The 17,782-nt window shown below is 69.0% G+C and carries 16 protein-coding genes, 1 other RNA gene and 2 pseudogenes; 8 read left to right on the forward strand and 11 right to left on the reverse strand.

Features of this window, described 5'->3' with window-relative positions; genetic code table 11:
- Nucleotides 1-15: 15 nt before the first annotated feature.
- From ACH4NX_RS09045 to ACH4NX_RS09055, 3 genes are all read right to left on the reverse strand, one after another.
- Nucleotides 16-747: a hypothetical protein gene (locus ACH4NX_RS09045; protein WP_351388497.1), complete on the reverse strand. Its 732-nt coding sequence runs from the start codon at nucleotides 745-747 to the stop codon at nucleotides 16-18.
- Between the two features lie 133 nt (nucleotides 748-880).
- Complete coding sequence (locus tag ACH4NX_RS09050; protein WP_398127787.1) at nucleotides 881-1,885, reverse strand: polysaccharide deacetylase family protein; 1,005 nt, start codon at nucleotides 1,883-1,885, stop codon at nucleotides 881-883.
- Between the two features lie 45 nt (nucleotides 1,886-1,930).
- Nucleotides 1,931-2,947, reverse strand: coding sequence for a glycoside hydrolase family 11 protein (locus tag ACH4NX_RS09055; protein WP_398127788.1), 1,017 nt, complete (start codon nucleotides 2,945-2,947; stop codon nucleotides 1,931-1,933).
- A 350-nt stretch (nucleotides 2,948-3,297) separates the two neighbouring features.
- On the opposite strand from ACH4NX_RS09055, the gene ACH4NX_RS09060 reads away from it, so the two are divergent.
- Entirely contained in the window at nucleotides 3,298-4,347 is a 1,050-nt protein-coding gene (locus tag ACH4NX_RS09060) for an LLM class flavin-dependent oxidoreductase (protein ID WP_398127789.1), read from the forward strand.
- A gap of 142 nt (nucleotides 4,348-4,489) precedes the next feature.
- On the opposite strand, the gene ACH4NX_RS09065 is transcribed toward ACH4NX_RS09060, so the two are convergent.
- Nucleotides 4,490-4,912 (reverse strand): RNaseH domain-containing protein, encoded by a 423-nt coding sequence (locus ACH4NX_RS09065; protein ID WP_398127817.1) that lies wholly within the window; start codon nucleotides 4,910-4,912, stop codon nucleotides 4,490-4,492.
- On the opposite strand from ACH4NX_RS09065, the gene ACH4NX_RS09070 reads away from it, so the two are divergent.
- A complete protein-coding gene (locus tag ACH4NX_RS09070; RefSeq protein WP_351388485.1) occupies nucleotides 4,888-5,379 on the forward strand; it encodes a hypothetical protein in 492 nt (163 codons plus the stop codon). The genes ACH4NX_RS09065 and ACH4NX_RS09070 overlap by 25 nt on opposite strands.
- On the forward strand, nucleotides 5,379-5,762 hold the full coding sequence (locus ACH4NX_RS09075) for a hypothetical protein (RefSeq protein ID WP_398127790.1): 384 nt from the start codon (nucleotides 5,379-5,381) through the stop codon (nucleotides 5,760-5,762). Before ACH4NX_RS09070 ends, ACH4NX_RS09075 begins: the two co-directional genes overlap by 1 nt.
- Nucleotides 5,763-5,856: 94 nt before the next feature.
- Here the strand turns inward: ACH4NX_RS09075 and ACH4NX_RS09080 are convergent, their stop codons facing one another.
- Nucleotides 5,857-6,042, reverse strand: a complete 186-nt coding sequence (locus tag ACH4NX_RS09080; RefSeq protein ID WP_351388480.1) for a DUF397 domain-containing protein — start codon at nucleotides 6,040-6,042, stop codon at nucleotides 5,857-5,859.
- A complete protein-coding gene (locus ACH4NX_RS09085; RefSeq protein WP_351388478.1) occupies nucleotides 6,039-6,911 on the reverse strand; it encodes a helix-turn-helix transcriptional regulator in 873 nt (290 codons plus the stop codon). The genes ACH4NX_RS09080 and ACH4NX_RS09085 overlap by 4 nt, the downstream gene beginning before the upstream one ends.
- A 167-nt stretch (nucleotides 6,912-7,078) precedes the next feature.
- On the opposite strand from ACH4NX_RS09085, the gene ACH4NX_RS09090 reads away from it, so the two are divergent.
- The 3 genes and pseudogenes from ACH4NX_RS09090 (at nucleotide 7,079) to ACH4NX_RS09100 (ending at nucleotide 11,277) form a co-directional block, all read left to right on the forward strand.
- On the forward strand, nucleotides 7,079-7,537 hold the full coding sequence (locus ACH4NX_RS09090; RefSeq protein ID WP_398127791.1) for an ATP-binding protein: 459 nt from the start codon (nucleotides 7,079-7,081) through the stop codon (nucleotides 7,535-7,537).
- Between the two features lie 350 nt (nucleotides 7,538-7,887).
- Nucleotides 7,888-10,905: pseudogene (locus tag ACH4NX_RS09095) on the forward strand (AAA family ATPase); the annotation flags it as partial.
- Between the two features lie 3 nt (nucleotides 10,906-10,908).
- The gene (locus ACH4NX_RS09100) at nucleotides 10,909-11,277 is read left to right on the forward strand and encodes a hypothetical protein (protein ID WP_398127818.1); all 369 of its coding nucleotides are present in this window, start codon (nucleotides 10,909-10,911) and stop codon (nucleotides 11,275-11,277) included.
- On the opposite strand, the gene ACH4NX_RS09105 is transcribed toward ACH4NX_RS09100, so the two are convergent.
- From ACH4NX_RS09105 to ACH4NX_RS09115, 3 genes are all read right to left on the reverse strand, one after another.
- A complete protein-coding gene (locus ACH4NX_RS09105) occupies nucleotides 11,278-11,577 on the reverse strand; it encodes an NIPSNAP family protein (protein WP_351388470.1) in 300 nt (99 codons plus the stop codon).
- 244 nt (nucleotides 11,578-11,821) lie between these two features.
- Complete coding sequence (locus ACH4NX_RS09110; protein WP_398127792.1) at nucleotides 11,822-12,151, reverse strand: hypothetical protein; 330 nt, start codon at nucleotides 12,149-12,151, stop codon at nucleotides 11,822-11,824.
- A 228-nt stretch (nucleotides 12,152-12,379) separates the two neighbouring features.
- A complete protein-coding gene (locus tag ACH4NX_RS09115; protein ID WP_398127793.1) occupies nucleotides 12,380-14,053 on the reverse strand; it encodes a DUF262 domain-containing protein in 1,674 nt (557 codons plus the stop codon).
- Nucleotides 14,054-14,564: 511 nt separating this feature from the next.
- Here ACH4NX_RS09115 and ACH4NX_RS09120 point away from each other — a divergent pair.
- Together ACH4NX_RS09120 and ACH4NX_RS09125 are read left to right on the forward strand one after the other, a co-directional pair.
- A complete protein-coding gene (locus ACH4NX_RS09120; RefSeq protein ID WP_398127794.1) occupies nucleotides 14,565-15,242 on the forward strand; it encodes a DUF4232 domain-containing protein in 678 nt (225 codons plus the stop codon).
- 281 nt (nucleotides 15,243-15,523) lie between these two features.
- Nucleotides 15,524-16,246, forward strand: coding sequence for a hypothetical protein (locus ACH4NX_RS09125; protein ID WP_351388459.1), 723 nt, complete (start codon nucleotides 15,524-15,526; stop codon nucleotides 16,244-16,246).
- 223 nt (nucleotides 16,247-16,469) lie between these two features.
- On the opposite strand, the gene rnpB is transcribed toward ACH4NX_RS09125, so the two are convergent.
- An RNA gene (rnpB, locus tag ACH4NX_RS09130) (RNase P RNA component class A) lies at nucleotides 16,470-16,871 on the reverse strand.
- Between the two features lie 118 nt (nucleotides 16,872-16,989).
- Nucleotides 16,990-17,769, reverse strand: a pseudogene (locus ACH4NX_RS09135) (DMT family transporter); the annotation flags it as partial.
- Nucleotides 17,770-17,782: the final 13 nt, after the last annotated feature.

The raw sequence follows: 17,782 nt of genomic DNA on the forward strand, positions 1-17,782 counted from the left end.
CGGGCGGCCTGTGCCTCAGCCGAACAGGTAGCCGAACACCGCGTCGCCGACCCGCTGGTCGGTCACCTCGCCGCCGTTGGCCTCCTCGCGGGCGAACTTCACGGCCTGCTGGAGCTTCTCGACCCGCTCCAGCAGCTCGTTCACCCGCCGCGCCGGAAGCGCTCCGGAGAACTTCACGGTCGTCCAGTACCCGATGGGCACGTCCTCGTAGTACACCTCGACCTGCGCCGGGTGCTTGTCGGTCGCCTCGGCCTTGACGTGGTTGCGCGGGACCTTCTTCGTCCGGATGGTGCGGACCGGGTCGGTCTTCCACCAGTCCGTGGACGGGTCCTGGGCCCAGGACTCGGCGGCGTCGAGCGTGGGAAGCTTCTTGACGAAGGAGTGCAGGTCGGTGAGCTGCTTCTCCAGGAAGAGCAGGTAGCTGACCGGTACGTCCGCGACGACCGTCCGCCCGTCGACCGTGACGTCCGCGCGGGCCGCGCAGTTCGCCCAGTCCTTCGTCGCCGTCACGTCGAACAGCCGCGTCAGCGACGCCGCCATCTCACGCAGCACGTCCTCGGCCTGCACCTGCACCCGCGTGGACTCGGGCGGCAGCTGCTCGCCCTCCTCGTCCTTCGGCTGGTACGTACGCGAGATCCCGGCCAGCAGCGCCGGCTTCCGCACTTTCTGGTGCGCCGCGGTGACGTCCTGGAGCGACTTGCTCTTGACGCCCTTTTCGACAGCGATGATCTGGTTCAGCTTCGCCATGTCGGTCCCCCCTTCGAACAGGCATGAACGTATCCCGGCTCCTCGGGGGCGCGCACGTGCTTTTGGGGCCGGCCGGCACGCGTGTGGCACGGCGGCCGAGGCCACCGTGCCACAGCCGAGCTCCGGGCCCGGGTCAGCCCGTGCTGCAGGAGACCGAGGGCCAGGTCCAGTTGCCGTTGGCCTGGATGGTGGCGCCCCAGTTGCTTCCGCTGCCGTTCGACCTGGCGGTCAGCGTCTGCGCGTTCGGGTAACTGGCGTTGATGTTCCAGGTCGACAGGACCTTAGCCGGGGACGGCACGTTCATCGTCACGGTCCAGTCACTGGACCCGCTGACCGCGACGTCAAGGTTGTACCGGTCCCCCCACCGCTGCCCGGCGGACAGAGTGGCGGTGCAGCCACCACCTCCACCGCCTCCGCCACCACCACCACCGCCGCCGCCCCCGCTACCGCCCTCGGGGGCGACCGCGCGGCCGGTCTGCGGGGAGATCATGCCGGAGCACAGGCCCTTGCTCTCCAGGGTCCGCGCGATGCGCGGAATGGCCGCGAGCGTGTTGGCGGGCCAGTCGTGCATGAGGATGACCTGGCCGTTGCCCAGCCGGGAGGCGGCCTGCACGATCGCGTCGGTACTGGCGTTGTTCCAGTCCTGCGAGTCGACGTCCCAGATCACCTCGGTCAGCCCGTACTTGGCCTCGACCGACCGCAACGCCGCGTTGGTCTCGCCGTACGGCGGGCGGAACAGCTTCGGCGTACCGCCGCCCGCGCTGGCGATGGCCTGCTGGGTCCGGGAGATCTCCGAGTCCATCTGCGACTGGCTCAGCTGGGTCATGTGCGGGTGGGTGTAGCTGTGGTTGGCGACCCACATGCCCGCGTCGGCCTGCGCCCGGACCAGGGACGGGTTCTGGGCCGCGTACTGGCCCTGGTTGAACATGGTGGCCCGCAGCCCGTTCCGCCCGAGCGCGTCGAGCAGGGCCCGGGTGTTGCCGGAGGGGCCGTCGTCGAAGGTGAGTCCGACGTAGCCGTCGCAGGCGGCGGCTCGCGCCGGGCCCGCGTCGGCGGCGACGGTGCCCGCGACCGCCAGCGCGGCGACGGCCACCCCGGTGACCAGGGAACGCAGGGACTGACGAGGTGTGATGCGCATACGAGTGAGTCCTCCCCTCTGCTCGTGTCTGTGTCCGTGTCCGGGTCAGCCCGCGCTGCAGGAGACCGAGGGCCAGGTCCAGTTGCCGTTGGCCTGGATGGTGGCGCCCCAGTTGTTGCCGCTGCCGTTCGACCTGGCGGTCAACGTCTGCGCACCGGGATAACTCGCGTTGACGTTCCAGGTCGACAGGACCTTCGCCGGGGACGGCACGTTCATCGTCACCGTCCAGTCACTGGACCCGCTGACGGAGACGTCGAGGTTGTACCGGTCGCCCCACTTCTGCCCGGCGGAGACCGTGGCGGCGCACCCGCCACCCCCGCCGTTGTCGCCGCCGCCACCGTTGTCGCCGCCACCGCCGCCGCCCGTACCGCCGACGGTGATGTTGGAGCTGCCGCTGCTCTGGTAGCCCTCGGTGGCCATGATCATGTAGTAGCTGAAGTTGCCCATCGGCATCCCGGCCCGCGCCCAGGCGTCGAAGTGGTTGCCGGTGGTGATGGTGCCCCCGGTCCGCTTGGACTGCCGCACGCTCCAGTACTGGTCGAAGGTGCGGGTTCCTTCGACGGAGGGCGCGTTGTGGCGGGTGGTCTTGTAGATGTCGTAGGTGCCACCGTCGGAGGTCACGGTGCCCTTGTACTCACCCGTGGGCCGGTAGGTGCCCCAGTTGTCGACGATGTAGTACTCGACGAGCGGGTTCGACGTCCACCCGTAGAGGGTCAGGTACGCGTTGCCGGACGGGTTGAAGGTGCCCGAGTACTGAACGGTCCTGCGTCCGCCGTTGCTCCAGCCCTTGCCGGCGACGAAGTTGCCGGTGTTGCGCCACGAGGTGCTGTACTGGCCGCCGGAGCCCATGTCCATGGAGACGGTGCCCTGGCTGTCGGTCCAGAACGAGTAGTAGTAGCCGTTGTTGGTGCCCTCCTGGTTGGTCGTGACGACCGTGCCGGCGTGGGCGGTGCCCGGCAGCATCAGCGCGGCCAGCGCGGCCAGCGCGAAGGCCCACGCGCTTCTGACGAGCAGCGTGACGGGGCCGCTTCTGCGACGCCCGGGGTGGACGAGCACGTTCATGGCGGGTGCTTCCTCTCGTGAGGGTCGTGAGGTCTCGTGAGGGTGCGACAACGGCGCCAGTGTTGGCCTGCACTCGTCAACCGTCAACACTTTCGGTAGATGTTTCGAAACCTTCGGCCCGGCGCCGACGCTCGCGCACCGAACGCGAGAGCAGGTCAGCCCGGCCGTACGGATCGAACATCCAACCCGAAGAAGTGTCACGCGGAAGAGTGATCAGAAATCACTGAACGACCTGTCGAAACTTTCGCCGCCAACCGGCCCTCTGGACAAGGACGAGCCGTACCTCAATCCTCGGGAAGGCAGAGCACCAGACAGCCGCACACCGTTTCCCGCACCGGAAGGTGTCGCCCGTGAAGTTCAGCTACGCGATGCTCCCCGACTACCCGCTGGCCGAGTCCCTGGAGTCCATCCGGCTCGCCGACGAACTCGGCTTCCACGCCTGCTACGCCGCCGACGAGACCTGGCACAAGGACCTGTGGCTCCTCTTCGCGGCGGCCGCCGGCCGCACGAGCCGCATCCGCCTCGGCCCGAGCGTCTCCCCGGTGACACTGCGCGAGCCGACCCTGATCGCACAGGCCCTCGCCACACTCGACGAACTGTCCGACGGCCGCGCCGAAGGCGTCCTGTCCAGCGGCAACTTCGGCCTGCTCGCCCAGTACCGCATCGACTGGGCTCGCACCAGGCCGCTGTCACGGGTCAAGGAAGCCCTGCACGTGATGCGCACCTTCCTCGACGAGGGCGCCATCACGCACGACGGCGAGTTCTTCTCCTACGACGGCCTGTTCACGTTCGCCCGCCCCGTGCAGGACCGACTGCCACTGAAGCTCGGCGCGATGCGCGGGCCGAAGTCCTTCGAGGCCGCCGGGGAGTTGTCCGACGGCTGCCACCACGCACTGAGTTACACCCGCGAGGCCTACGACTACGCCGTGCACCACATCCGGGCGGGCGCGGAGCGCGCCGGCAAGGACTGGCGGTCCCTGGACATCGGAGCCTGGGTGGTCTTCGCGACCGGCCCCGACTCGGCGGCGGCCAAGGAGGCGGCACGCAGCATGGTCGGCATCTACGCCTCCTCGATGCCCGAGGAACAACTCCTCCGCAACGGCATGGACCCGGCCGAGCTGAAGCCGGTCATCGACGCCATCGGCGCCGGCGACCTGGCACGCGGCATCGAACTGACCACCCCGGAGATCGCCGAGCGCCTCTCCGTCGCGGGCACCCCCGAAGAGTGCCGGGAGAAGATCGAACGGGACATCGCCCCCAGCGGCGTGAACCACATGATCTGCGCGATCACCGACCGCACCCTGGTGAAGACCTTCACGGGCCGCGACCTGCCGAAGGCGGCGGACGTGGACACACAGCTGCGCCTCATCGCGGAACGGGTGATGCCGGCGTTCGCGTGAGGGGCCGAGAATGTCGTCCCCTTCAGCGCGGGAGTGACACAGCGGACAACGAGCCCACCGAACGTCGCTGTGGCGTGGCGGGCTCTCGGCGCCGACGTGGCCGGAGCTCCGTGCACGGGACTCTGGCCGGCCCCCTTCTCTCTCAGGAGTCGGGACACGAACCGTCTTCCTCGTCAGTAAGATCGAAATCGAACGCCAGCTGGCTGGACGAGACGTGCTCCCCCGTGGCGGCGACCCGCGGCGCGGTGGTGTCCGGCGCGTCCTCGACCTCGTGGGGCAGGGCGTAGTCGTCGGCGAGTCGCGCAAGATGCAAGATCAGGGGCAGAGCCAAGCCCTCCCGACCGGCACGGTAGTCCTCGCTGAAGCGCTGCTGGTGTACGAAAGCCGCCCATGCCTCCGCCTCGTCACCGGGCTGGAGACACGCCGCGGTCAGTTCCAGGAGGTCCGGGTTCCAGGCGTTCACCGTCGGCCGGTGGGCGTTGTTGCCCGAGGCGTTGGTGTGCGGGGTCAGCTTGGCGTCGTCGTTGGTGAGGTTCGGCTGTGTGCCCGAGGCTCCGCGATCTATTCAGCGAATCGATCGACGCCTACAGAACAAAGCTTCGTCGCCGCGTCGAAAAGCACGCCTCAGAAATCTTCCGCGTCCTGGCGTCCGAACCCGACTACGTAGGGCTGCGCATCACCGACAGCTACGGGCTTGAGATCCTTGACAAGGATGGCGAAGTCGTGAGGCGATCCGCAGGGTACGAGCATCTCGTGGCCCTGTCTCTGATTGCCGCCCTCCAAGACAGCACAGCGGTACGAGGACCAGTGGTGATGGACTACCCATTCGGTCGCCTGGATACCGAAAACACGGCGCACGTCGTCGCCGCTCCGCCACGAACGGCGAGGCAGGTGATCCTGCTCTCGTTCGACGGAGAGTTTGATCGAGGAGCCGCGCTCCACGCCCTAGGCGGCAATCTGGTGGCCGAGTACCAGTTGGAGCGGCGAAGCTCCAAGCACACTGTGATCGAATGTCGGAGGGCGGCTGTCTGATGGCTGATCTCAGGAACATCTCGCTCACCATTGAGGCGGCCCAGGCCGCAGATGATCTCCTCCACTGGCTAGGTATTTCGGAGAAGGACACGCAGTTGGCGGACCGAGTACGTCTCGGTTTCGCCTATGCGATCGAAAACCAGGTCGACCTGATCCGTACTCCTGGCACCCGCGGCGGGAGCAACTACGACACCGGCGGCCTTGACCCCGACGGTCTGATGGCCGAGGCAGTCAAGATCTACTACCCCGAGCCCGGTGTTCTCGCGGAGCCTTATCGGGCCGTGGAGATCTTGATGAACAAGGGGCTACTCCTGCTCGGCGAGCCCTGGTCGGCAGGAGAGATCGGCAGCAGGGGAGACCTGGTGGACAGGCCCACAGGCTGAGAAGACGTCTCAACAGGCACCTTGACTCCATGAACTCCTAGAAGGCCAGCGCGTGTGGGCACGCCACAACCGTATTGGCGTACCCACACACCGCTCAGCCCTCCGTCACAAACCCCACGAACCGCGACCACCCCTCGTGGCCGATGTCGAAGCGAGGGCGCGTCACGTCCTTGGAGTCCCGTACGCACACGGCCTGTCCGGAGACAGCGACCTCGATGCAGTCGTCACCCGAGCTGCCGCTGTAGCTGGACTTGAACCAGGCCAGTTCCGTCGTGCTCATAGCTCTCCTCGGAGTCGCTCCAGCAAGCCCCGGGAGTCTTTGGGGTTCAGGGCCTGCGAGCGCAGTGTGTCATAGCGCTGACAGAGGAGACTCACCTCTTTCGGGTCAGAGATCAACCGGCCGTTCTCTTGCCCTTCGGAGTATGCCAACCGTCGTCCCTTCGGCGTCTCCAAGAGGCGTACGGGACCGTCCATGCAGGCATGGAACTCCGCCTCCAACGGCATGACTTGCAGCGTCACGTTGCGCGGCGCAGTGCGCTCCAGCGCGTAGTCCAGCTGGTGACGCTGCACGTCACGACCGCCCAGCCTGCGTCGGAATACCGCCTCCTCCACAATGAAATGGAAGGGAACAGTGGGCCGCTCCAGCAGCATCCTCTGCCGGTCCAGCCTCGCCGCCACCTGAGCCTCCAACTGCTCGTCGGTCAGCAGCGGAATGCGGTTCTCGAACAGAGCCCGCGCATACCCCTCCGACTGCAGCAACCCCGGCACCAGTCGGCACTCATACGTGCACAGACTCACCGCCACCCGCTCCAGCCGAGCCCACTGCCGGAACCAGGCCGCGAGCCCCACATCCCCGCGCCCCCGTGTCACGTGCTTCGCCGACCGTCGCAGCGCCCCCGTGTTGCCCAGTGCCTCCTCGGAGCGCTCCACCAGCGCCACGTCGGGCATCCGGCGCCCCAGCTCCACCGACTCGACCGTGTGCTTGGAGAAGCTCACCAGGTCCGCGAACTGCGTCCTGCTGTACCCCGCGTGTTCGCGCAGGGCCTGCAGGACCGCTCCGAACGTCCGCAGGCTGTCCGAGGGGTCGGGTTCCCGGTCCGCCTCGCCGCACGGCATGCCGTCGTCGTCCACCACACCGCCGTCGGTCATCCGCGGCCACCTCCGGTTCCGTACCCGCGCTGTTCGCCGTGCCACACCCAACGACACCCAGCGTGACGTATGAACCGTCGTACCGTCCACGGAATGTGCCCGTACGCTGACGCAGCGTACGGAACGCATCTGTGGAACACGCTCCGCGCACCCGTCACCGTGGCCTCATGAACGCCACCGCATCCCAAGCTTGCCTCACCGTACGCACGTTCGCCCAGCTTCTGTCGTCCACCCGGCGCGGGGCACGGCTGGCCCGTCTCCTCGCCACCGAGCAGCTCCGCGCGTGGCCGGTATCGCACAGCGTCACCGAGCGTGCCGAGCAGATCGTCGCCGAACTCGCCGCCAACGCCGCTCTGCACGGCCGGGTCAACAGCCGTGACATCCGGCTCACCCTCGTCCTCGACACCACGGCCGGCCTGCTCCGCATCGGCGTCACCGACGCCCGGGGTGAGTGCCTGCCGTCGTCGTCCGTCGCTTGCGAGAGGTCTCTGGATGCCGAGTCGGGCCGTGGTCTTCTCCTGGTCACCGCACTCGCCGACCGCTGGGGCGTCGAGCCGTATCCACCCGGCGGCAAGACGGTCTGGGCCGAGTGCGACTGCGAGAGCCCGGACCCGTCAACCTCCTGATCTGGCGCGGCCCCGCTGTGGCCGGATCCGGCTCACACCGTTGATCGAGTCCTGCCCGCCCCGGAAGATGGTCACGAGTCCTCACGTCCACAGCGAGGGCCAAGGGAACGTGATGCCGGTTCTTCGAGGCCGGTAGATCGGGGGCGGGTCGTGTCGGCGGGCAGTGGTGCGGTCGTGAGTGGTGCCGGATGAGGCATCGGATGCAGGTGGCACTTCAGGTCGTGCTGGTACTGATCGCCTGCTTACTCGGCATCACCACCAACTACGCCACCAGCACGGATGACGCGCCGTGGGCGCTGGAGGTCATCCAACGCTTCTCTGTTCCGGCGATCGGGCTGCTGGTGGTGGCCATGGTGGTCGGCCAGGTCGTGGTGTACCGGTTGGAGAATCCCGCGCCGCCGCGGGCCGACTGGCCACGCGACCGGGTCCCGTATCCGGGCCTGGACGCGTACGACGAGGACGAGGCGGCCGTCTACTTCGGCCGAGAGGCACAGGTCGCCGAATTGACGCGCAGGCTGCACGCCACCGCGACGCGGCCCTCCGACCGGTTCCTGCTGCTGGCCGGGGCGTCCGGCAGCGGGAAGTCCTCACTCGTGCGGGCGGGGTTGCTGCCCCGGCTGCGAGAGCGCCGCTGGACTGTCGTCCCTCCGTTCTCACCCGGGCCGAGTCCGCTCGGCGCTCTGGCCGCGTCGCTCGCGACCGCCGCCGGAGAACCGGAAACGGCCGGCGCCGTACTGCGGCGGCTGCGCCAAGGGCCGGATGCCCTGCGGTCCGAGCTGGCCCGGTTGCGCAGCGGGCGGTTTCGGCGGACCCTCCTCGTCGTCGACCAGTTCGAAGAACTCGTCACCCTCGGGGGCGAACGCGAACGAGCCCACTTCCTCGACTCGCTGCGTGCCTGTCTGGAACAGGACTCTTCGGTCCGGGTACTGGCCACGCTCCGCGTGGACCTCCTCGGGAGGCTTCTCGGCACCGGTCATGCCGAACTCTTCCAGCATCCCGTCGCGATCGGCACTCTGGGCAGGGCACAGCTCGCCGAGGTGGTAGAGGCGCCCGGTGCATTGGTCGGCCTCTCCTTCGCCCCCGGCGTGGTCGACACGATCGTGAACGAGACGGGCACCGACGACGCCCTCCCGCTGCTCGCCTACCTCCTCCAGGAGCTGTACTTCGCCTCCGGCCCCGGCGGAACGGTCACCGAGGAGCTCTACCAGCGGCTCGGCGGCGTGCCGGGTGCGCTGGCGCGGCAGGCCGACAACACCGTGGCCGGTCTCGGTGCTGGCGACACCATCGACTTCGTACTCCGGGTGCTGCTGAAGTTCGTCACCGTGGAGGGGCAGGATGTCGCCCGCCGGCACGTGCCGCTGTCGGACCTCACCGATCGTGAGCGGCATGTGGTGGACGCGTTCATCGATGCCCGGCTGCTGCGGTCCGACGTACGCGGAGATGCGTCCGTCGGCCAGGAGCCGTACGCGCAGGTGACGCACGAGGCCCTGTTCCGGCAGTGGGCGCCGCTGCGGCAGGAGGTCGAGACGCGGACCGAACGGCTACGGGAGCGCGCCGAGCTGGAGCGGTGGGCCGGGGACTGGGAGAGATCCGGACGCAGTACCGACTACCTCCTCATCGGCGAACGGCTCACCGTGGCGCGGCGGTGGCTCGATGCTCTGGACGAGACCGGTCAGGCGTCGGCGCCTGCCCGGGCGCTCGTCGAGGCTTCGCAGCGCCGGGACATCGCCTTTCTGAGTCGTGTGTCCGACGGCATCGGCCGGAAGGTGCTCGGCAGCGCCGAGACCGAACCCGAGCGTGCCCTGTTGCTGTCCTTGGCCGCGCTCGGCGAGTGCACGTCGACACCCTTGGCACGGCGGGGTCTGATGGCGGCGCTGGCCACCAGCCACCTGCGCACCCGGCTCGACGGGCACACGGACACGGTCCGCAACATCGCCTGGTCACCGGACGGACGGCTGTTGGCAACGGCGTCCCGGGACGGTACGGCCCGCGTCTACGACGCCCGGTCGGGACGGCCCGTGCTGGTCCTGCCGTCCGACGGCGCGATGGTCGAGTCCGTCGCCTGGTCACCGGACTCGGCCCAGGTGGCCACAGCTGGCCGGGACCATGTCGTACGGATCTGGGACGCCGTATCCGGAGAGCCCGTACGGCTGCTCACTGGAGCCGGGGACCTCGGCAGGCAGGTGGCCTGGTCGCCCGACGGACTGCACGTCGCCGCCACGTTCAAGGACCGCGTGGTACGTGTCTGGGAGCACTCGACCGGTCGGCTCGTGCATGAGCTGCGTGGGCACGACGACGATGTCTGGGGTGTCGCATGGTCGCCGGACGGCAGCCTTCTCGCTTCCGCATCCCACGACCAGACGGTGATCGTGTGGGACCGGGCGACGGGAGCGGCCACTGTGACCCTGGCGGGGCACACGGACTTCGTCGAGGGCGTCGCCTGGTCTCCGGACGGGCGCCGCATCGCGACCGGCTCCGGTGATCACACCGCCCGTGTCTGGGACGTGGAGACGGGCGCGCTCCGGCTTCTGCTGCGCGGACACACCGACTAGGTGTGGAACCTGGCCTGGTCGCCGGACGGCCGGATGCTGGCATCCGCCTCCTCCGACCGGACCGTGCGCGTCGTCGACGCCGAGGACGCGAAGGTCCTGGCCGTGCTGCGCGGACACACCGACACCGTGTGGGGAGTGGCCTGGTCCCCCACCGGCACGCAGCTCGCCACTGGTTCGGCCGACGGCACCGGGATCGTGTGGGACCTGCGTCCGCACGGCGCTGAGACCACGCTCGTCGACGGGCACGACGGCCCGGTGAACGAGGCCTCGTGGTCCGGCGACGGCAGCCGCGTCGCCACCGCTTCCGACGACGGCAACGTGCGGATCTGGGACGCGGTGACGGGCACTCCCGTCGGGCCCGCGGTGAGGCTGGGGGACCGCGTCTGGAGTGTGGCCTGCTCGCCGCACGGCGACCGGCTCGCGCTCAGCACCAATGACGGGCTGTTCCGGGTCATGGACGGTACGGGCCACACACGTTTCGAGCAGCGCGGAGAGGTCGTCGAGGGTGTCGCCTGGTCCCCGGACGGCCGACGGATCGCGACCGGCGGGCACGATGGCGCCGTACGCATCCTGTCGGCGCAGGACGGAACCGAACTGATGAAGTTCGAGGATCACCAGGACTGGGTGGGCCGCACGACCTGGTCACCAAGCGGGCGGCTGCTCGCCAGCTGTTCAGACGACCGGACCTGCCGGCTGTGGGATACCAATGACAGCCGGCAGTTCACTGTCCTGCGAGGGCACGACAACTACGTGGAGGACGCCGCATGGTCCCCGGACGAGGCACGCGTCGCCACGGCCTCAGGCGACTGGACGGCCGCTGTGTGGGACGCGGTCACAGGGCGGCGCATCGACGTTCTGAAGGGGCATGAGGGGCGGGTTCGTGCCGTCGCCTGGTCGCCCGACGGCAGGCATGTCGCCACGGGGAGTGACGATCGCACCGTACGGGTGTGGTCCGCGGCCACCTTCGAGGAGGCTGGTGTCGTCGGCGTCCACCAGGACAAAGTGACCTCGGTGGCGTGGTCGCGCGACAGCACACAGCTGCTGACCGGGTCCGCCGACGGGACAGCCCGGGTGTGGCCCGCTGAACCGGACTACGACCGGCTGGAGGCGTTCGCGAGGAGGCGGGTCTTCCGCACGCTCACGGAGGAGGAGCGGCGGCACCACATGCTGCCGCTCGACCACCCGTGATCAGTGGACCTGCTCGACCGTACGGTCGTCGGTGTGGATGAGGTAGTCGTCCGGGTCGAGGTTCATCGCCTCGCGCTCGGACGACGACCAGTACAGCGCGTTACGCTCCTGGAAGGTCTCGGGACCGTCGTAGGAAACGAGCCACACGAACTGGTTGCGCTCTCGTTCCACCCACGCTCCTCCGATGGTGAAGCCCAACTTCAGCCGCAGCGGCACAATCTCCTGCCGCCAGCGCTCGACCCACTCGTCGAGCATGCCGTCACGAACGGTGTACGTACGCAGTTGCGTGGTCCTGGGCATGAGGGACGGCCTCCTGGCGTTCGGTTGTCGTAGACCCCCAGCCTAGGTACATCAGTGGAAGCCGCGAGGCGTTCTCCAGGACGCTGCTCCTGCCGGTTGTGCGCGCCACGCCTGGGCGAGGGCCGAGCACCAGCGCGGTGCGGGAGCATCCGCAGCCACTGGTGGTAAGCCACTGCTTCGCCTTTCGGTCGGCGAGTGCGATGCGCAAACCGCATGCCGGTGTCGTAGCCCTGCGCCCGTGCCCTCACGCAGGGAGCCCCGGGCGGCAGCCGTGCCGGTCGAGGCCGTGGGCGAGGCCGAGGGCCTCCTCGACCTCGCGGCGTTCCTGTTCCGTCAGTTCCGCGCCTGATTCCTGAGTGGGTACGGCGGGCAGTCCGTCCGCTGCCCGCTCCGCCCGGGCGATGAACGCGTCCACCTCGGCGAACTGTTTCACTACGGCCTCAGTCTCGGCCATCTGGCACATGGCGGCGTGCACCAGGTACGCCGAGACATCCATGCTCGCCAATTCCGCGTGCTCTCTGATGCGTTCGGCCTGGTCTCGCTCCAGGTCGATACTGATCCGCGTCTTCACCACCCAGTCACCGTATTGCGCCTACGACGACAGTGCGATCGCGATGGGAGGCCGTCACCGCGTAGGGGGTTCCAGAGCCCCGAGCACCCGCTCGACGTCGTCCCGCCACGCGGATGGGGCGCAGGCGGGAGGGGGACAGCGCGCCTCTGGGGGGCGCGAGGGCGGGGCCTTTCTTGGGACTTCGTGGGGTGTTTGGTGCGGTGACCGGGGTGTGAGTCCCCGGCCGCGCTCTCACAGACGCCACTCCTCGGCGAGCATGCCCAGCAGTTCCTCCTGCCGGGCCTTGAGCAGCTCGGGGGTCCACTCGGTGTGCTGGAGGACCTGGCTGGTCAGCGCGAAGGGGACCACTCCCCCGCGACCCGTGAAGTACTTGGCCTTCTTGGCGGCGAAGTCGTAGTTCTGGGCCGCGGAGTTCTTGGCCCGGTTCAGCAGCACCAGGTTGCCCAAGCGGTGTGTCCACTGCGCGCGCTGCTCGTCGTCGAACACGTCGACCCACTGGGAATCGGCGCCGGGGCTCTGCGGCAGGACGTGCTCGACCGTGATGAGCGGGTGGTCGTACGTCACTCCCTGACTGCGCGCCAGCAGCTCGTCGAGGCGGAGGAGGACGTACTTGCGGATCCTGCGGACGAGGTAGAGGTCGCCGTCGAGCCAGTTGCGCGTCTCCAGCTTCTCGTCGTCCCTCAGCTCGAGCGCCGGGGAGTCGAGGCCCTGCCCTTCGTCGAGTTGCCGGAGCAGCTCGGCATAGCGGGTGACGCGCGGTGTCGTGTAGACGCGGCGGATGAACATGCTGGCCGACAGGCGTTCCAGCGCCCGCATGAACGCGTCGAGCCACGCGGGGTCGTTCTCACGGTGGCGCAGCGCCCAGAGAGCGGCCGGCCGCCAGTCGTAGTTGTCGATCTGCTGGAGCCTCCTGAACCAGGCGTTGACCGCCTCCGCGCCCGAGGCGGATTCATAGCGGGCTTCCCTGATCTGGGCGTAGGCCTCCGCGTAGGGCCGGACGACGTCGTGAACGAAGACCTCGGCCCGCTCCGGCACGTAGTGACTGAGCACCTGATCGGGGAACTCCTTGAGCAGCTCCTGTTCCGCCCGCTTCTTGGCGAAGATCATCCGCAAGTGCAGGAAGAGTTCCGCGAAATCGTCCCGCCCCAGCATCTCCTCGGCGTCCTCCCAGGTGGTGGCGCACGCCTCGGAGGCCTCGTCGTCAAGATCCCCGATCACCCGTGACTTGAAGATGTCGGTGGGCGACAGGTCCAGGCCCCGGGAGTTCATGACGCTGAAGATGCGGTGGGCGCTGTCGAGGTCCGGGGTGCTGACCACGACCAGGAACGTCCGCTCGGCGAGCATCTGGGCCAGGGCCAGCCGGTTCTCCTCGGGCAGCGCGGCGAGACTGTGGTGCAGGGCGGTCGCGTTGCGCAGCACGGCCTTCTGCGCGTCGGTCCGCAAGCCTTCCGGTTCGAGTTCCAGCAGGGTCTCCACAGCGCCCTTGCTCTGTACGTACTTCTCGAAGAAGTCGGCGTCGCGGCTCCGCAGGGTGAGCCGCGGCCTCGGAGGCAGTCCGCGGATCTTGGCTCCGGGCTCCATCACCAGGCGGTCGAGGTCGCCGCGCAGGTCCGGGTCGTCCGTGAGGTCGCGCAGGACGGACAGGAGGATGGTGAGAGTCGTGAGGCGCTGCTGGCCGTCAATGACCTCTGCCCTGGGGGCGCCACCGTCCTTGACGAGGACGATGGATCCGAGGAAGTACGGCTCGTCCGTCCCGCGGTCCAAGGCCTCCCGCAGGTCCAGCAGCAACTGGAGCGCCTGTTCCTCCTGCCACGCGTAAGGGCGCTGGTAATCAGGGATCTTGAAGTCGTAGTCGCTGCTGAAGACTTTGTGCAGGGGCATCTCGTGCGCCTCGAGCTTTTGCATGTCCCGATGATGGCGGACATGCGTACTTCCTGACATCGAATCAGGCTCACTCGCCTCTGCAGACCGGCCTCCCCCCCCCCTGACCAAGTTGTCCAAGCCGCACCGGGCAGTAGCGGCATCCGACGCCCGGGTCGAGCGTGGTCTTCCGAAGATGATGTCCACCGGGTCACGGATCTGTCCCAGCCGGTGTTGAGCGCGAAAGTGCCGGCCCGGGGCCGGAACCGGTGTCCGCGCCCGGTGTCGGGCGGTCCGGTGTGCCGGGGACGCACCGGGGACGGGCCCCGGATCACCGGGCCGGGCGGTGTCGGGTGAGGGGCACGGCAGGGTGCGGAGGCGACCGCGTTCCCCGTGACGGTCCGCGGTGTACCGGGGTTTGTGTAACAGCAGTGTCCGGAGCGGTGGTCGCATGGAACGGGTTGTGGGGCGGACATGTCTTGGTGATCAGAAAGGCTCGCTCGTACCGAAGCGGACCGAGCGGCAGACACGATCCACCGAGACTGAGGAAGTAACGATGCGCGTTCGCAAGCTCACCTTCGCCGCCCTGGCCGTCGCCGCGGGTCTCTCGCTCACGGCCTGCAACGGCGACGACGGCGCGGCCCAGAGCGACGGGGCATCCGCCTCCTCCGCATCCTCCTCGGGCACCACCTCGGGCTCCGCCGGTTCGGAGCAGGAAGGCTCGGAGCAGGGAGGAGCGGAGCAGGAAGGTTCGGAGCAGGGTGGGGGGACGGACTCCGCCGGGGGCGGTTCCGGCTCGGACGCCCAGGCCGGCAAGTGCCGTACCGACGAACTGGAGGTCACCGCGTCGGACGCCACCATCGGTGGTGACGAGGAAGGCTCGGTCGCGGTCACGTTCAAGAACGGCGGCGGCCGCGACTGTGCCCTGAACGGGTACGCGGGCATCGACCTGAAGACCAGCGCGGGAGAACTGTCCGCCGAGCGCAGTGACCAGGCGTCCGACCCCATGACGCTCAAGGACGGTGAGTCGGTGTCCTTCGGCATCTTCTACCCGCTCAACGACTCGGGCGGCTCCGGCGTCAGGATCACCGGCCTGGTGGTGACCCCGCCGAACGAGACCAAGTCGGTCACCCTCGCGTGGCCGGGCGCCGGCACCCTGCCCGTCACCGACGGCAGCGGCTCCCCCGTCACGGTCGGCCCGATGGGCAGCGCGGGCCAGGGTGGGGCGAGCTGACCCGGCCCGTGGGCCCGGATTCTCCGCCGCCGGGAGGGACGGCTGCCCTGTTCCTACGCGATCCCCGCCGTCTCGATACGGTCGTCGAGACGGCGGCGCCGGACCTGGTGATCAACGCCTCCGGTGACGCCGTGTCCGGACACTAGGATCCCGCCATGGCGGAACCCGTGAGCCCTCAACAGGACAGTGTCAGTGGCATATCCATATCCCCCTCACGGTTGAGACGGCTGTACGCAGGCCGCCGAAGGCGGCTCCTCATCAGCGCGGGAGTCGCTCTGGGAGTGGTCGCCACAGTGCTCTTCGCCGCTTCCGGTCCCGAGCCCGGTGATCACGCATCGACGGTGGTGTGCTCCGACACCGACAACACCGGCCTGACCGCCGACGTGGACGCGGACGGGCGCCTGGACGAGGTGCGCGACCCCGACCTCTCGGGAAAGGTCTCCGTCCTCTTCAGCCGGGCCGACGACCGCGTCGACGTCGGTGTCGGCGAGGCGATCGGCGTCTGGCAGAAGGCCCGCGGCCTGCTGACGCCGGACCTGGAGACCCGGGGCACTTTCGGTGACTTCGACGGCGACGGCTACCTCGACCTGGCGTTGTTCCACAGCCAGGAGGACATCGGGGACAGTCCCCGCCCCAACCTGCTCGTGCACGAGGTGCGCTACGGACCGCTCGCCCGGGACCTGAGCGGCAGCCGGAGCGGCACCGTCCGCGTTCAGAGTTCGCTCTTCGTCGCCGCGGTGCGTGCGACCGACGAGAACCAGGACGGGCGCGCCGAGCTACACGTCTTCCAGTCCGTCGGAGACGGAGGCTACAGGCATTACGTCGGCCGCCAGGAGGACGGCGGCGTGACCCTGAGCGGGGACGACACCGACTACTACGGCAGCGGCGATTGGGACGAACTCCAGCCGGGGTGGAGCGACTTCGGCACGTGTGTGTACACCACTCCCGAGGGCACGCCGTCGGTTCGGACCTCACCTTGGATGTCACGCCCGCATCAGGAGTGAGGCGGGAGTGACGGCTGCCCGGGCAGGACTCGGCGGTCTTGTCGTAGCGGGTCGCGATGTCCGGACGGTGGCCCTGGAGCTGCATCCCCTGCCGCCCAGCACGTGGTCGGGCCGGACGCGGGGCCGGCGATGCCGAAGGCGGCGAACAGGCCGGTGATGCCGCGCCGCAGGTAGTCATGGGTACGGCGCTCGGGCCCTTTCGAGGGAAACCCGCAGGTGGCGGCAGACGAGTCGGGCTGTACGCCGGGTTCTGTTCCGGCGGGTCCTCGCGGGCCCGCCGGCGACGGCCATCCATCTAGGACCGGCGTTGCCACCGGTCTCGTGCGGTCTACCCGCGGACTCGGGCGGGCAGCCCTCGAACGTCCGCGCAGAGACACCGGGGTGTCTCCTTTTGACCTTGCTCCGGGTGGGGTTTACCTAGCTGCCCAGGTCGCCCTGGGCACTGGTGGTCTCTTACACCACCGTTTCACCCTTACCGGAGACCAAAGCCTCCGGCGGTCTGTTTTCTGTGGCACTGTCCCGCGGGTCACCCCGGGTGGCCGTTAGCCATCACCCTGCCCTGTGGAGCCCGGACGTTCCTCGGGAAGTCCCGCAAGGGACTCCACGCGGCCGCCCGCCCGGCTCGTCTGCCGTGTGGACCATGGTACCGGGCGTGCGCGCCGGCTCGGTCCCGTGGCCGCCGTGGCCAGCACCGAGCCGGCCAGGATCAGGGCGAAGGCGGCGATGACGCCGGGCGTCAGGGTCTCGTCCAGGAAGAGCGCGCCGGCCGCGACCGCGATCGCCGGGTTGACGTACGTGATGACCGACGCGCGGGTCGGGCCGACCTCCTTGATCAGCTCCAGGAACGCGACGAAGGCGATCGCCGTGCAGATCACGCCCAGGCCGGTGAGCGCGGCGAACACCTCTCCGGACGGCATCCGGTCCGGGCGGCCCGCGATGGCGGCGGGGGCGTAGACCAGGGCGGCGAGGGTGAGGCAGGACGCCGTGAGGTGGAGGGACGGTACGTCCTTCAGGTGGCGGGCGGCGATCAGGGGGGCCGTGGCGTAGCCCAGCACCGTCACCAGCACCTCGGCGAGGGAGCGGGCGTCGCCGCCGGTCAGGTGCGGGACGGTGAGGACGCCCACGCCTGCCAGCCCGAGGCCGAGTCCGGTCAGGCGCCGTACGCCGAGGCGCTCGGTGTCGCCGAAGAAGCGGGCCAGGAGGATTCCGGCGATCGGCACGCCCGCGATCAGCAGGCCCGCGGTGGAGCTGGACAAATGGCGTTCGGCGTCGGTCAGGGTCCACCAGGGGCCGATGATCTCGATGACGGCGAAGGCGAGGAGGGGCTTCCAGTGGCGTCGTACGGTGCCGGCCAGGCCCCCCTTGCGCAGGGCGAAGGGGAGCAGGATGGCGGCGCCCAGCGCGCAGCGTGTGAACACCACTCCGGACGGGGACACGGTGTCCACCGCCACTTTGATCATCAGGTAGGGGATGCCCCAGACCACTCCCATCAGGGAGAAGAGAAACCAGCCGCGTGCAGTCATGCGGCCGAGTCTC

Source organism: Streptomyces sp. NPDC017225 (assembly GCF_044331465.1).
Lineage (GTDB): Bacteria > Actinomycetota > Actinomycetes > Streptomycetales > Streptomycetaceae > Streptomyces.